General features: G+C 38.2%; 13 protein-coding genes. 4 read left to right on the top strand and 9 right to left on the bottom strand.

Annotation, left to right across the window (positions count from 1 at the left end; all coding sequences use genetic code 11):
* Positions 1-353: 353 nt before the first annotated feature.
* Positions 354-1,079: a CAP domain-containing protein gene (locus IEX29_RS24435; protein WP_188738132.1), complete on the bottom strand. Its 726-nt coding sequence runs from the start codon at positions 1,077-1,079 to the stop codon at positions 354-356.
* A 591-nt stretch (positions 1,080-1,670) separates the two neighbouring features.
* Between IEX29_RS24435 and mreBH the strand changes: the two genes are divergently transcribed.
* The gene (mreBH, locus tag IEX29_RS24430; protein WP_147212358.1) at positions 1,671-2,678 is read left to right on the top strand and encodes a rod-share determining protein MreBH; all 1,008 of its coding nucleotides are present in this window, start codon (positions 1,671-1,673) and stop codon (positions 2,676-2,678) included.
* Positions 2,679-3,001: 323 nt separating this feature from the next.
* Here mreBH and IEX29_RS24425 read toward each other — a convergent pair whose 3' ends face one another.
* On the bottom strand, positions 3,002-4,174 hold the full coding sequence (locus tag IEX29_RS24425) for a saccharopine dehydrogenase family protein (protein ID WP_188738130.1): 1,173 nt from the start codon (positions 4,172-4,174) through the stop codon (positions 3,002-3,004).
* Between the two features lie 45 nt (positions 4,175-4,219).
* Positions 4,220-5,719 carry an aldehyde dehydrogenase family protein gene (locus tag IEX29_RS24420; RefSeq protein ID WP_188738128.1) on the bottom strand — a complete coding sequence of 500 codons (1,500 nt, stop codon included), beginning with the start codon at positions 5,717-5,719 and terminating at the stop codon, positions 4,220-4,222.
* A 233-nt stretch (positions 5,720-5,952) separates the two neighbouring features.
* Here IEX29_RS24420 and IEX29_RS24415 point away from each other — a divergent pair, with 233 nt between their 5' ends.
* Together IEX29_RS24415 and IEX29_RS24410 are read left to right on the top strand one after the other, a co-directional pair.
* On the top strand, positions 5,953-7,308 hold the full coding sequence (locus IEX29_RS24415) for a sodium-dependent transporter (RefSeq protein WP_188738126.1): 1,356 nt from the start codon (positions 5,953-5,955) through the stop codon (positions 7,306-7,308).
* Between the two features lie 170 nt (positions 7,309-7,478).
* Positions 7,479-8,828 (top strand): CoA-disulfide reductase, encoded by a 1,350-nt coding sequence (locus IEX29_RS24410; protein WP_188738124.1) that lies wholly within the window; start codon positions 7,479-7,481, stop codon positions 8,826-8,828.
* 106 nt (positions 8,829-8,934) lie between these two features.
* On the opposite strand, the gene IEX29_RS24405 is transcribed toward IEX29_RS24410, so the two are convergent.
* The 6 genes from IEX29_RS24405 to IEX29_RS24380 all read right to left on the bottom strand — a co-directional run bounded on the left by IEX29_RS24405 (position 8,935) and on the right by IEX29_RS24380 (position 14,316).
* Entirely contained in the window at positions 8,935-9,603 is a 669-nt protein-coding gene (locus IEX29_RS24405; protein WP_188738122.1) for a hypothetical protein, read from the bottom strand.
* 382 nt (positions 9,604-9,985) lie between these two features.
* Positions 9,986-11,875, bottom strand: coding sequence for an ABC-F family ATP-binding cassette domain-containing protein (locus IEX29_RS24400; RefSeq protein WP_188738121.1), 1,890 nt, complete (start codon positions 11,873-11,875; stop codon positions 9,986-9,988).
* Positions 11,876-11,903: 28 nt separating this feature from the next.
* Entirely contained in the window at positions 11,904-12,089 is a 186-nt protein-coding gene (locus tag IEX29_RS24395; protein WP_188738119.1) for a hypothetical protein, read from the bottom strand.
* Positions 12,090-12,701: 612 nt separating this feature from the next.
* Complete coding sequence (locus tag IEX29_RS24390; protein WP_188738117.1) at positions 12,702-13,325, bottom strand: HAAS signaling domain-containing protein; 624 nt, start codon at positions 13,323-13,325, stop codon at positions 12,702-12,704.
* 1 nt (position 13,326) lies between these two features.
* On the bottom strand, positions 13,327-13,659 hold the full coding sequence (locus IEX29_RS24385) for a PadR family transcriptional regulator (protein ID WP_188738115.1): 333 nt from the start codon (positions 13,657-13,659) through the stop codon (positions 13,327-13,329).
* 150 nt (positions 13,660-13,809) lie between these two features.
* Complete coding sequence (locus IEX29_RS24380; protein ID WP_188738113.1) at positions 13,810-14,316, bottom strand: TlpA family protein disulfide reductase; 507 nt, start codon at positions 14,314-14,316, stop codon at positions 13,810-13,812.
* 110 nt (positions 14,317-14,426) lie between these two features.
* Between IEX29_RS24380 and IEX29_RS24375 the strand changes: the two genes are divergently transcribed.
* Positions 14,427-15,413 (top strand): P1 family peptidase, encoded by a 987-nt coding sequence (locus IEX29_RS24375; RefSeq protein WP_188738111.1) that lies wholly within the window; start codon positions 14,427-14,429, stop codon positions 15,411-15,413.
* Positions 15,414-15,488: the final 75 nt, after the last annotated feature.

Below are 15,488 nucleotides of genomic sequence, written 5' to 3'. Positions count from 1 at the left end.
ACTCCTGAGGGATTAGCACCATCTGAAGATCCACTTTTGCCAAGTGTTCTTCTTGGCAAAAGTTAGCTGAAGAGCGTGCCCCTAGGAAAGCAAAACGGTCCGCCGCAGCGGTCGCTTTACACTTTACCTTCTATCTTTGTCAAGAGATATATAGAAGAAATGATCAACCCCTGTTCCTATGGATAGGAAGTTACTTTTTAAAGTGCAAAAGTTGAGTAATATATTAAAAGTTAATCAGATTAACGAAAAAGTAAATTCATAATAAAAAAACCTTTCCGCATGGATGTACTCTCTTTTTAAAAGATAGTTATTCCAGCGGAAAGGTTTTTATTTAAACTATAAAGTTTATCAGCTTATTTTCCAATAAACATTTGTGTCCAGTAGTTACCGTCTTCTACGTAACCAATTCCAATATGAGTGAAATCACCGTTCATGATGTTTTCACGGTGTCCCTCACTGTTCATCCAAGCATCTACTACTTCTTCTGGAGTTTGTTGCCCTTGAGCAATGTTTTCACCAGCAGTACTGTAATCAATACCGAAGCTTTGCATCATATCAAATGGAGAACCATAGTTTGGACTATTGTGATCAAAATAGTTGTTTGCCTGCATATCCTTAGATTTTTCTCGAGCTACTTTGCTTAACTCAGAATCTATTTCAAGTGGAGCAAGTCCTTGTTTTTCTCTTTCCTGGTTTGTTAAGTCAACCACTTCTTGTTCAAACTGACTAACATCACCGTCTGCTTGTTGATCTTCTGTATTTTTCTCAGCTTCTTCTTTATTACCAGTCTCTTCTTGATTTGCTTGTTCAGAAGACTGATTATCTCCCGGTGCTTCAGCTTCTGCCTCAGCATTTGGAGCAGCTTCTCCATTTATCAGATTAAAACAATCGAAGCTAGTTTGTTCGAATTGCTCATTATTTAATTCGTTCCAGCCTTGTCCATTAACTGAATAATAGACCTGCATAGAATTTTGAGGAGAAGCTCCATTATTTGCAGATGCTTCTGCATTAGAAACAAATGCTCCTCCAAATAATACAGTTGCTGACAACGCCGTAGCAATGCCTACTTTCTTAAACATGCACATACACTCCTTTGTTTTGTTGTTTTGTTTTGTGCAAAATGATCATAACACGGGTTTTCCTGTAATATTTGAAATAATTAAGGCAAGGTTTACCAGACTCTTTTTTAAGGCATTAATTTCTTGCTCTTAAACTTGTAAAAGCCTATCAAATCTACTATTCTAAATTGGGTATATTTCTCCTGTGTTGGAAATTAAACAATAGACAGGAAATCATTTCTATAAAACGAATATTGACAAGTTTCTACAGTGGGTCTAATGTTACAGTATAAGCATAATTGTAACGAAAATGTTACTTGATTTCATTTCTTTTATGTTTTATTTTATAGACTAGTTCTTTCTATATAATAAAGGGAGTTTAATACCCCCAGAAAAACAATTATTTGATAGAATAGTATTTTAAGAAACTGTATTAAAAATAGAAATGTGCAACGAATGTATAAATGAAATAACAATTTAGGTTCAAAAGGCTTACCAAAAGAATGTATTTATTAGACTTTTGAACACTATTTAATACGGAAAAGTGTCGTATATTGTCTTTTCTGTCTACAATCGAAAATAAAAAATGTATTTATATGGAGGATTTTATATATGTTTTCAAGCGCTGAAATTGGAATTGATTTAGGAACTGCAAATATCCTGGTGTATTCAAAGTCAAAAGGAATTGTATTAAACGAGCCATGTGTAGTAGCAATCGATGTGAACACTAAGCAGGTTATGGCTGTGGGAACAGAAGCAAAAGAAATGGTTGGTAAAACACCAAAGAACATCATTCCGATCCGTCCTTTAAAAGATGGAGTTATTGCTGATTATGATGTTACTGCCCAATTACTGAAAGAACTGCTTAAAAAGGTAAGCAAAACACTGGGTATGTCTATGCGTAAACCGAATGTTATTGTATGTACCCCATCTGGCAGCACAAGCGTGGAAAGAAGAGCAATCCATAATGCTGTATCAAGCTACGGTGCGAAGCAAGTTCATTTAATAGAAGAACCTGTTGCAGCAGCTATCGGTGCCGATCTGCCTGTAGATGAACCTTATGCAAATGTTATTGTGGATATCGGCGGCGGAACATCTGAAGTTGGTATTATTTCCTTCGGCGGAATTGTATCCTGCAATTCTGTGCGTACAGCCGGAGACAAAATGGATGAAGAAATTATTCAGCATATCCGTAAGCAATACAATATTTTAATCGGTGAACGTACTGCCGAAAATATTAAAATGGAAATTGGTTATGCACATCCAAACCACAAAGAAGTTACAATGGAAATTCGTGGCCGTGATATGGTTACAGGACTTCCAAAAACGATTGAGGTTACTTCTACAGAGATATATGCCTCTCTAAAAGAATCCTTAGAACAAATCTTAGAAGCAATCCGTGCAACTCTGGAAGAATGCCCGCCTGAATTAAGTGGTGATATTGTTGATAATGGAATTGTTCTTACTGGTGGAGGTTCCCTGCTGAACGGTATGCAGGAGTGGCTTGCTGAGGAGATCAGCGTTCCTGTTCATATGGCTCCAAGTCCTTTAGAATCTGTAGCAATTGGAACTGGCCGTGCACTAAAAATGATCCATAAACTGCAAAAAGCAGCGAAATAGAACTTGTATTTTCTCTAGAGAATAAATATAACGTTATATACCGGTATTTGTTTTTAAATTTCATATATAATCTGCGGGTTCCTATGCCCCGCAGATTATACAGCCTTTTAAAAATTGAATTTAAAAAGGCTTTTTAAAGATGCTTTAAAGAACTGTTTCTATTCAAAAAGAAATCAGACAGTGAGCTCATCTGATTTCTTTTGAAATTCAACTTCATATTTACCTAAGTTGCAGAAAAAATTAGCTCTCTTCCTTTTTTTAAAATTAACAATTGGGAAGCTTCTTTGTTGTGGTTTCATATGAGATTGCTTTCTTTCACTTTGTCAGGAAATAGTTGAGTGGTTCTCCATGGATATTTTTTCTTTTATGATTACTCCTCTTTTTGCCATTTCCCCGATATAAGCTTCACCCGGGATAATCTTCTCCGGCGGATAGACACCTTTTTTAGTAATTGTTCCATCAGCAATCATTTGAGCCGCAACAGAAATTGTGTTTGCAGTAGCACGTGCCATCGCAGTTACTCCTGTCTGCCGGTCTTTATATGTTGTCATTTCATATGTGAATTGTGTTTTCACCTGCTTATTATAGCCTGTGATGATAGCACGTAATAAAACAGCATCTTCTTTATCCTTTAAATCAACAATTGGGTCAAGTACCTTTAATAAAACCTTCCGGGGGCTGATTTGTACACCATCCACGACTACTTCATAATTATTCCTTGTCAGATTCAAATCTACTAACAGCTTAAATTTTTCTGCATGGCCGGGATAGCGGATGGTTTTATACTCCAATGTTTCTAACAAAGGAAAAGATTTTGTCAGTGTTGATGTTCCGCCTGATGTATGGAATGCTTCCAGCTCTCCAAAATCATCAAATGTAATAGATTCAATTTCTGATAAAGAAGGAACTGTAATCAATTTATTTTCGCGTATAATTTCTGACGGATCGGTATAGTGATCCAGTACTCCCTCCATCGAAAAGACATGATTATATTTTAAAGGGGTTTCAGGATGAACCGGAATTCCACCCACAAACAATTGAATCGATGCTGCTTTTTCTAATTTACTGACACCATAACCGGATAATATATTAATCATCCCCGGTGCAACACCTAAATCAGGGATAATAGTAATACCTGCCTCTCTTGCGTCTCCTTCTAAGTCCAGCACTTTGTCCGTAATATGATCAATATGACCTCCTAAATCAACAACAGAAGTGCCTACTTTAATACCTGTTTTCGCAACAATTTCATTAAAGGTATAAAATAACGCATTCACAACAACATCAAAACGGCTCATAAAATCTGCAAGCTCATCTTCATTCTCCGCATTCACCTGATAAGCTGTCATTAATGGAGACTGTAATTGATAGCAAATATTCTGGGCTCGCTGTAAGTCTATATCTGCAAGGCCAACCTCTTTAATACCATCACTTCCTGCCAGATCTCTTGCCACTTCTTTTCCCATGAGGCCGGTTCCTAATACACCTATTTTCATGCTAATTCCTCCTTTTCACTTCCTGCTTTTAAAGACACTTACAGTTTATGCATCTGTATCAATTTGGGCACGCTGCAGCTTCCCGCTATAATCGACATAGACTGCCTTCCACTCTGTAAAAACATCAAGCGCCTGTACACCGGAATCACGATGTCCATTTCCTGTTCCCTTCGTTCCTCCAAAAGGTAAATGAATCTCTGCACCTGTTGTTCCGGCATTTACATAAACAATTCCAGTATCTAAATCGCGCTGTGCTTTAAAAACACGATTAACATCCTGCGTAAAAATAGAGCTGGACAAGCCATACTTCACTTTATTATTTGCAATAATCGCCTCATCAAAATCATTCACCTCAATAAGTGAAACCACCGGTCCAAAAATTTCTTCCTGAGCAATTCGCATATCTATGGTAACGTCCGTGAACAGTGTCGGTTCAAAATAAAAGCCGTTTTCATAATTTTCCACTGTCAGCTGCTTTCCGCCAGTAACTAAGTTTGCTCCTTCTTCCTTTCCAATCTCAATATATTTTAAAACCTTATCTAATCCGGCCTGGTTAATAATTGGACCGACTTTAATATTGGGATCAAGTCCATCTCCTATGGTTAAATCTTTCATTGCCTCCAGCAGCCGGTTCTCCAGTTCTTTGCGGACATCTTTATGAACAATAACACGACTGCAGGCTGTACAGCGCTGTCCACTCGTTCCAAAAGCGCTCCATAGAATTCCTTCCACTGCTAAATCTATATCGGCGTCTTCCATGACAATGACTGCATTTTTACCGCCCATTTCCAGAGATACCTTTTTCAATTGTCTTCCGCATTCTGTAGCAACCAGTCTGCCTGTCTCATTGGAGCCGGTAAAAGAGATAACACGGATAGCTTCATGATTAATCATAGCCTGCCCGATTGTCGCTCCTGATCCATATACAACATTGATAACACCTTTTGGCAGCCCTGCTTCTTCAAATATCTTTGCCAACGCTTTTGCCATAAACGGCGTTTCTGAAGATGGCTTCCAGATAACTGCATTTCCGGCAACAATTGCAGGAAATGACTTCCAGGTCGCTATCGCAATCGGGAAATTCCACGGTGTAATAATCCCCACTACGCCAACCGGACATCTCTGGCTCATCGCAAATTTATCTTTTAATTCAGATGGTGTCGTCTGCCCAAATAAACGCCTGCCCTCTCCAGCCATATAAAAAGCCATATCTATTCCTTCCTGGACTTCTCCACGTGCTTCCTCAATTACTTTTCCATTTTCCAATGTTAACAGCTGGGACAGCCTTTCCTTCTGCTCCTTCATCTTTATCCCTACTTTATACAGCAGTTCAGCACGCTGGGGAGCAGGCACACCCGCCCATTCCTTTTGAGCGATACGGGCAGATTCCGCAGCCATATCAATAGCAGCCGCATCAGAATCAGGAATTTCTGCAAGGACTTCTCCATTGGCTGGATTATAGACCTTTTCCTTATTGGCAACCTCTATCCATTCCCCGTTAATAAAGTTTTTTAAGTTTTTCTCTTCTGATGTAAGCGTTATCATTTTAATTCCTCCCTGTCATTAAGTAATTACTACTTTCGACACTGCTTTCCAACTATTAATTTCTATTCTTTCTAATTCTAGTATAATGGAAGCTCAAACATGTTTACAACTATTTTCAAATAATATTCAGAAAATGGGAACCATATTGTTACTGCAGGAATAAAAGCGCACTGAATGATATTGTGTTTTATGGTATACTGGACATTGATTTTAATAGGAAGGATTTTACGAATATGGAAAAGAAGACAGAACAATGGTCAACAAGACTTGGATTTATTTTATCCTCTGCCGGTGCTGCAGTCGGTTTAGGTGCTATTTGGAAATTCCCATATATGACTGGGATCAACGGCGGAGGGGCATTTTTCTTTATCTTTATATTATTTACCGTACTGATTGGTCTTCCCCTGCTTATTGCCGAATTTGTTATTGGGCGCGGAGCCCAGAAGGAGGCAGTCAGTGCATATCAAAAGCTCGCACCAAAAAAGAGCATCTTCTCTTTCATTGGACACTGGGGAGTAATTGGTGCTTTTATTTTAATGTCCTTTTATAGTGTTGTCGGTGGATGGGTGCTGATTTATAGTTTGATGTCTGTTCCCGGCATGCTTATTACAGATGGTACAGATTATGCAGCGCTATTTGATACGATTACCGGGAATCCGCTGCTTACGGTTGCAGGCCTTGCTGCTTTCGTATTAATAAATTCCTTTGTTATCTCTAACGGAATTCAAAATGGTATTGAAAAATATAATAAAGTACTGATGCCTTTATTATTTATTTTTTTCATTATTATTGTCGCTCGTGCTTTAACCTTTGAAGGCGCTATGGAAGGTATACGTTTTTTCCTTCAGCCTGATTTTTCCCAGCTAAATGGAGAAAACATCTTATACGCACTTGGACAGGCATTTTTCTCTCTTGCTGTCGGAATATCCGTTATGGTCACCTACAGCTCTTATCTGGCTAAAGATGTCAGTTTAACAACCTCAGCAGTTTCTGTTTCTATCATGAATATTATGGTATCTTTACTCGCAGGCTTAGCAATTTTTCCAATCGTGTTTGCATTTGGACTTGAGCCTGCAGAAGGGCCGGGACTATTATTTATTGTTCTGCCAGAAGCATTCTCACAAATGCCTTTTGGTGAATTATTCCTGAGCTTATTTCTATTCTTATTCTTGTTTGCCATTTTAACTTCTTCTTTCAGTATGTTGGAGATTATCACCTCTTCTATAAACGAAAAAGTGAAGGCATCACGCAAGACAATTGCATGGGCTGCCGGACTGGCAGTATTTATCTTTGGTATTCCTGCAGCTTTATCATCTAATGTTCTTGCTGATTTTCATATTTTCGGAAAAACAGCGTTTGATGCAAGTGATTTCTTAGTTAGTAACATTATGCTTCCTGGCGGCTGCTTACTGATTGCATTATTTGTAGGTTTTAAAATGAATCGTACATTAGTTGAGCAGGAGTTTCATGCGGGAAATCAATTTGGAAACGGAATGTTTCAAGTGTGGTATCAAATATTACGATGGCTTGCCCCAGTTATGATAATTATTGTTTTTCTTTATTCAATTAGAGATATATTGAAAATATAAGAATGAAAACTCTCTGCTTTTGTGGAGAGTTTTTTAATTACGACATTTGGGTTTAATATTTACTTTTACAAATAAATCACTTTTCGATTAAGGCAATTTGGGGAACTATTATATTAATGAATTAATTTTAAGATATTTCGACAAGCTATTTCGAGAGGGGCTATTATATCATGGTAAATAAAATTGTAATTATCGGTGGTGTTGGTGGTGGCGCTACAGTTGCTGCACAAATACGGAGGACTGATCCTGATTCAGAAATTCATATTCTTGACCGCTGCGGGTATATTTCCTTTGCTAATTGCGGCATGCCCTACTATTTAGGTGGAGAAATTACAGAAAGAGACCGGGTTATTTATTCCGAGAATGATTTTGCAGAGAAATATAATGTTTCTATAGAAACCTATGCGGAGGTTACACATATCGAAAAAGAAAAGAAAACGGTGTTCTTCGAAAAAAATAATAAACCCTATGAAATGGATTATGATACATTAATTCTTTCTCCAGGAGCCCGGGCCATTATGCCGGATTTACAAGGTATTCAGTCTAATACTTTCACACTTCGGACTATTGAGGATATGGATCGGATAGAAGCATTTATCTCAGAAAAACAGCCAAAAACAGCAGCGGTTATCGGCGGCGGTTTTGTCGGTCTGGAGATGGTAGAGAACCTGCATAAGCGGGGACTGCAGTGCTCTCTTATTGACCATTCAGAGCATGTAATGAAACGCTTAGACCCGGATATGGCCAGCCATGTGGATGAACATTTAATGGAAAATGGGGTTGAACTTTATCTAAACGATAAATTAAAAAGCTACTCCAATCATGGTACAACCCTGCATCTCCAAAGCGGAAAAACGATTAAAGCGGATATGACGCTTATGGCTGTCGGTATCACACCAAACGTCGAGCTCGCAAAGGATGCGGGTCTGGAACTGGGAGAAACCGGTGCCATTAAAGTAAATAAAGTCATGCAAACGAATGACCCTTCCATTTACGCATTGGGCGATGCCGTGGAGGAAGTTGATTTTATAACCAAAAAACCGGCACATGTTGCTTTAGCATGGCCTGCACATCGGCAGGCATTTGTTATTGCGTCACATTTAAATGGAGAAACTATTCAGCGTGATGGTATTTTGGGTTCGTCACTTTTCCGGGTCTTTGATTTAACAGTTGCTATTACAGGTCAAAACAGTCAATCATTAAATGAATTAAATATTCCTTTTAATGCTGTTACCTCGAAAGGCTTTTCTCATGCCGGATATTATCCCGGCTCAGAGAAGCTTTGGATGAAAATTGTATATGACCCGAAATCAGGACAATTATTGGGAGGCAGTGTTATTGGAAAAAAAGGGGCTGATAAACGAATGGCTGTATTAGCTACAGCCATTAAAGGAAAACTTACAGTTGATGATTTAACAGATTTGGAGTTAGGGTACAACCCTATTTATTCAAGCTCCAAGGATGCTATCAATATTTTGGGTTACAAAGCACGGGAGCAATGGAAAAAAGCAAACAGCTAAATTAACTAATAAAAGTACAAGAATCCGGCTGAAAAAAATCAGCCGGATTCTTGTACGAAATAATCGTTTTAAAAGATAGCCACATTCAGCTCAGGAGCTGTAAGGCTTAATGATCTTCAAATTGATAAACAAGCTCATATCTTGTTTCATCTAATAGTTCAGCAACATGTACACGAACACCATGTCCAAATACAATCTCATCACTGGACATCGCTACAATCATAGCACGAGTATTGTTATGCACATCTAAATAAATGTCACCAACAGCCGGCTTCAATGTATCATCATTTTCTGCTAAGTAAGAAATAGACTCGTCCTGAAGCTGCTTTTCTTCTGGAACAAGGGTCTTATCGAAATAAGCAATTTCCTGGCTTGCTTCCGATTTTCCAGGAACCATCACAACATATTCACTATGCTTTACACCATTATCACGGGTTGTAATTACATTTCCCTCTTCTACCCGTTCTACCTTCTCAATCTCATTCAATGAATAATGATCCAGAAAGTCAGGAGTAGGCTTCACAATTAAAATATAATCGCCGGCTTTTGGTTTCGCATATTGATCAATCGTATATCGCTTCCCATAAAAAATAAACGTATCGTTATGCTTAGGGCGATAAAAATTAATTTCTCTTGCTGTTGTTAATACCTGTTTCATATCTTTCAGCCGATACATATGAACAGATTTTTTGAACATTGGTTTTACAGAATAAACCTTATGCAATTCATTTTCATAAAATACAAATTGCCCTTTTCTCACTTGAAAAAGCTTCATTAAATAACCTCCTTGATTAATCAATTCCAAAATAAGGTACTCTCTTCTTCCTGTATTCCCTTATACTCATTAAAATGAAACATATTAAGAGCTTTCTTTTCTGTATAGAGAAGCGGTAAACTGTTTAAATCGGGGAGCAGGGACTGGCATTCTTTATTTTCTTACGAAGAAAGAAGATTCCTCCAGCGAATGGTGCGATATGCCTTTTACACTAGACTTCCTTTACTTATCTGGTGATTTCAAACGTAAGTATAACATGGCAAACATACGAATGCTACCCGGATTTTATATCTGAACCTGCAAATTTATTATACTGCATTATGATCGGCAGCACTTATTTGTTGTAAGATGATACAGGTCCATTATATGGTGCACACAATTATTATTCATTACCTGATTCAAAACTCTCTTTTAACAGGGAAAGCTCTTCCCAGCGCTCCATTTTTTCTTCTAATTTTTTCTCGACTTCCTGCTGCTCTGTAAATAAAGGCTGTATCTTTTCTATATTACTGCCCGCTTCAGCAATTTCCTGTTCAATTTCAGTGAGACGCGCCTCCAGCTGAGTAATTTCATCCTCTATTGTTTCCCATTCCCGCTGTTCCATGTAAGATAGTTTCTTTTTTGTTTTAACTGCGGATTGGGGCTTTACTTCTTTCACATCAGCAGTTTTCATTTGTTTTGGAATAGAGTTGGTTTCTAAAAACTCACTATAATTGCCATAGTAAACAGAGACCTCCCCTGCTCCTTTAAACACAATCAGCTTTTCCACAATCCTATCTAAGAAATAGCGATCATGCGATACAGTGACAACAACTCCCGGAAATGTTTCTAGATATTCTTCTAAAACAGCCAGGGTTTGGGTATCTAAATCATTTGTCGGTTCATCTAAAAACAAAACATTTGGTTCATCTATCAATACTTTAAGCAAATACAGCCGGCGCTTCTCTCCGCCTGATAACGTGCGTATATAAGACCATTGCTGGGGTCTCGGGAATAAAAATTGTTCCAGAAGCTGTTCAGCTGTAATAACCTGTCCATCCGCTGTGTGCATCACCTCTGCTACTTCTTTAATATACTCAATAATACGTAAAGTTCCATCCAGGTCCTCATCATCCTGTGTATAGTAGCCGACCCGCACTGTTTCTCCAAGCTTCACATTTCCCTTATCAGGCAAAATACGTTCTGCCATTATATTGAGTAAAGTCGTTTTCCCGGTACCATTAGGGCCGATAATACCAATTCGGTCACCCGGGATGATTTGATATGAAAAATGCTCGATAAGCGTCTGTTGATCATAAGTTTTTGAGATATCTTCCAGTTCGATTACATCATTACCCAGCCGTTTTGATCCAGCCTGGATAGCAAGATTCTCTTTCTTCGTATCAAATTTCTTTTCTTTCATCTCTTCTGCACGTTCCACACGGGCACGCTGTTTCGTTGATCTTGCCTTCGCTCCCCGTCTCAGCCAGGCGAGTTCACGCTTTAACGTATTACGATGCTTTTGTTCATCACTTATTTCCTGCGCTTCTCTCTCTGCTTTCTTTTCTAAAAACAGCTCATAATTTCCTTCATAGACATACAGATTTCCTTTATCCAATTCGAAAATACGGTTCGTTACACGATTTAGGAAATAACGATCATGCGTTACTAATAAAATAGAACCGCGATAGCTCTGTAAATATCTCTCCAGCCACTCTACCGTTTCGTGATCCAGATGGTTTGTCGGCTCATCTAGTATAAGCAGATCAGCAGGCTGAATCAGTGCTTTGGCGATGGCAACTCTTTTTCGCTGACCACCGGAAAGCTCACGAACCTTTTTATCAAATGCAGTAATTCCAAGCTTTGTTAAAATTGTTTTCGCATTCGCATTAGCTTCCCATGCCTCTTCCTGATCCATTAGTTGCTGCAGCCGTAATAACTGCTGCTGAAATGCTTCTGTTTCCGGCTCCTTCTCCAGATTTAACAGAGCCTGCTCATAAGCACGCATCAGCTTCATCTGCTCCGACTCGCCATAGTAAATTTGTTCAATAACCGTCAAATCTTCGTAAAGCACTGTTTCCTGTGCAATATATTCAATCTGATAATCCTTCGCGTGTTTAATTTCTCCCTGATCCGGTTCATCTATTCCCGCAATAACTTTTAAAAAGCTCGACTTCCCGGTTCCATTGACACCAATTAAGCCGATCCGTTCAAATTCACCGATAGATGTATTTATATTTATAAAAAGATTTTTATCTCCATATGACTTGCTGATATTTTCAATTCGTAACATAACGCGTCACTTCCTTATAAAAGATAAATTATTGTTGATTCGACTCTTTCTTCTCTCGAATCCATGTTTTTATTATTAAAACAATTAGTAAGAGAAGCCACGAAGTAACTAAGTAGAAGATAAGCTGACTTGCATTACTCATATCCCGAAAAAAAGTTAGTAATCCAGCCCATATAACGAAAATAATAGCAAATTGACCTAATAATAATTTCATTTTAGCGCCTCCTTGAATTTAAATATTTATGTAAAGATACTTTGTATAAATGGTGTAAAATTTCTCCAGCTTCAGTGTCTTATCATCGATTAATAAATTTTCAAACGAAATTAAAAACGCCTAACGTATAGTTTATCGCATACGCAGGCATTTTTCTATTTTAATTAACTCAACTTTCGCACCTAAAAAAATAACTTGCTTATCATAGTGACAGGTGTTGATTGTTCCTTTCATCTATCTCTTGACAAAGCATAAAATCTATCCAGGAAGAAGGTAACGTGTAAGGCACCGCTGTGGAGGATAGTTTTGTTTTCGACGTACAACTCTTTTCGATGGGGTGAGTAATCTTAGGCACCAGGACGTTGCGACCTTAACCTGCCTGGGGGCATGCTCTTCAGCTAACTTTTTTCCAAGAAGAAGAGCACTTGGCAAAAGTGGATCTTCAGATGATGCTATTCCCTGTCCAGCTGTAAGTGCCAAAAACTAGACAACTTCCTGACAGCGCCCTACGATAAAGAAGACTTAGCGACAGGCGCAGACAGAGCTAAAGTCGCGCTTAAACCCCACGGATGAAAGTCATCATCCGTTCGTAAACTCACGGTGATTTCTTTATTAAAATTCATAAAAAGCCTTTTCAGCTTTTTGAGATATTTTCTTTGAAAGTAGAGCATAAAGCAATAGAACTATCCAGTATGCTACAAGATAGTAAATCCAAGTTAAAGTAAGATTATTTTGCTGATCAGCTTTGAGCCAAAAGAAAAGAAGGGACACTGGAAAATACAAGGATAAACAAATTTTCGGGAAAAATTTAATTGTTTTTATTTCGATTATCCGCCAATTTTTCTTCATAGGAATTGTAATAATTCCGCAGATAATTAAAATTAATCCGAGCGAGATAAAAGCTGCATCTAATTCTCTTCTTAAAATAGGTATAGCAAGCTGTGCAAACCCCGCAAAACAAAACGCTGAAAAGAAAACAAAAAATGTAGGCTTATTTTGTATTTCTTTGTCATCATATTCTTCCATCATCTCCAGAGATAATGACTTGGGAGTTTTAAAATCCGTCAACACTTTATTTATCGCCTCATTATCACTATATCCTTCTTCTTTTATTTCATTTACTTTTTCATTTAAATGCAGTTCAATTTCCGCTACGATATTATCTCGATCTTTTTTAGGCAAGACATTCAGATATTTAGCTAATTCGCTTAGATAATCGTTTATTGTTGCTTTCAAATTAATCACCGCCCTTAATTGATTGAATCATATCCGCCGAATAATGAAATACTTCTAAACGTTTTTCCAGCGCAGCTGCTCCTGCTTCTGTCAGATGATAATATCTTCTCCGCGGACCGTCTTCCGGAGTGTCCCAGTGAGAATAGGTCCATCCACTTTTTTCCAGCCGTTTTAAAATAGGATAGATAGCTCCATCAGATAATCCAAGGTACATGGTATCTTTTAGAGCAACAGTTAATTCATAACCATAATACGCTCGCTCTTTGATTAGTAACATAATCATTAATTCAATAATTCCTTTTTTAAATTGCAGCTGCCATTTATCCGTTTCCATGTACTTCACCTCTCACTTTATTATATCGTACAAAATACTATATGGCAATGCCACATATATGTTAATACGTCTTAATATACATATGTACAGTAAAACAAGCATGCTCCCTTATTAACCAAGAGGCATGCTTGTTTTTATACTTTCCAAAGGCTATTCTGTTTTTTCCATCTGCGCAAATTGCTTTACCATCTGTTTATAGCTTAATGCCCCGAATGATTTAAATTGAATGATACCCTCTGCATCAATCATATACGTCATTGGAATTGCCTGAATGCGGTACAAATTACTGACTTCGCCTTCTTTATCTAATAAAACGGGAAATGTCAGTTTTAATTCCTGCATAAAGTCCTTCACCAGCTGTGTGTTCAACTCTTCATCTGTTACGTTCACAGAAAAAATAATCGGGTCATGCTCCTGGTAAAATCGCTCCATATCCGGCATTTCCTGACGGCAGGGAGGACACCAGGTTGCCCAAAAATTAATCATTACCCGCTCACCACGGAAGTCAGACAGCTGCAGTGTTTCTCCATCCAGTGTATTCAATTTAAAATCCGGAGCCTGATCGCCGATTTCTAAGCCTTCCTTAACATCATTGGCACTTACAGAATTTATTGTTAAAAAAAAGCAAAGCGCACTAAAAAACAAAATTCTTATCATTCTTCCCCTCATATCATCACCCCATTTTTAATTTTTCCGAGATGACTTATTCCATACAAGTGATCAATGATTTGTTATAATTTAATCAAAAATGAAGGGTTTTGAATCGTATGACTTTACCAAAAGGAGAAAAGAACTGTATTACAGATGTTAATGGTGTTCAGGTTGGCCATGTTACTCTGTATAAGCATTTAAATGATAAAGAAACTATTTGTACAGGGGTTACAGCTATTTTGCCTCATACAGAAAATTTATTTCGAAAAAAGGTATTTGCTGCGAGCAGTGTCATTAATGGTTTTGGAAAAACAGCAGGTTTAGTGCAGATCGAGGAGCTGGGCGTTCTGGAATCACCGATTATGCTGACAAATACATTGAGTGTTGGTGCTGTCATGCAGGGAGCATTAACTTACATGCTGGATGAAACAGAGGAAATCGGTGATACAACAGGAACAATTAATGTCGTAGTCGGCGAATGTAATGATGGTTATTTAAACAGCATCCGGCTTCAAGCGATAAAACCGGAGCATGCTATCGCTGCAATTCAAAACGCAACAAATAAAAAAAGTGCTGAAGGAGCTGTCGGCGCAGGAACTGGTATGCAATGTCTGGGCTATAAAGGAGGTATTGGCACTTCTTCGAGAGTGATCGCTGCAGAAAAAGAAAATTATACGCTGGGGGCACTCGTTGTCAGCAACTTCGGCAGACGTGAACAAGCTCTATTTGCCGCTGACTCTAAAGAAAACCCGGATACACCAGATGGCTCGATTATGATGATACTTGCTACAGATGCTCCTTTTACTGATCGTCAGTTAAAACGACTGGCAAAGCGTTGTGCCATTGGGCTTGGAAGAACAGGAAGCACGATAGACAATGGCAGCGGTGATATTGCAATTGCCTTCTCAACAGCTGCCAAAATCGATCATCATTCCAGCGAAGTAACAAGCTCTTTTACAATGATCCGGGATGATCATCCCATCATGAATCAATTTTTTCAGGCGGTTGCAGAGGTGATCGAAGAAGCGGTTTACCGTTCTTTACAGCAAGCAGAAACGACGATTGGCCGTGGAGGAAGAAAATTAGAAAAAGCACCAATTTAATTAATAACAGATTTTCTTATTTTATCCTCTCCAGGCACACAAAAAGCCATTATCCTGATATAGCTAAAGGATAAT

It is taken from the genome of Oceanobacillus neutriphilus (assembly GCF_014645515.1).
In the GTDB taxonomy this organism is placed as follows: domain Bacteria; phylum Bacillota; class Bacilli; order Bacillales; family Amphibacillaceae; genus Oceanobacillus; species Oceanobacillus neutriphilus.
The sequence above is the reverse complement of the archived record's forward strand: the minus strand, read 5'-3'. Positions and strand labels throughout refer to the sequence as shown.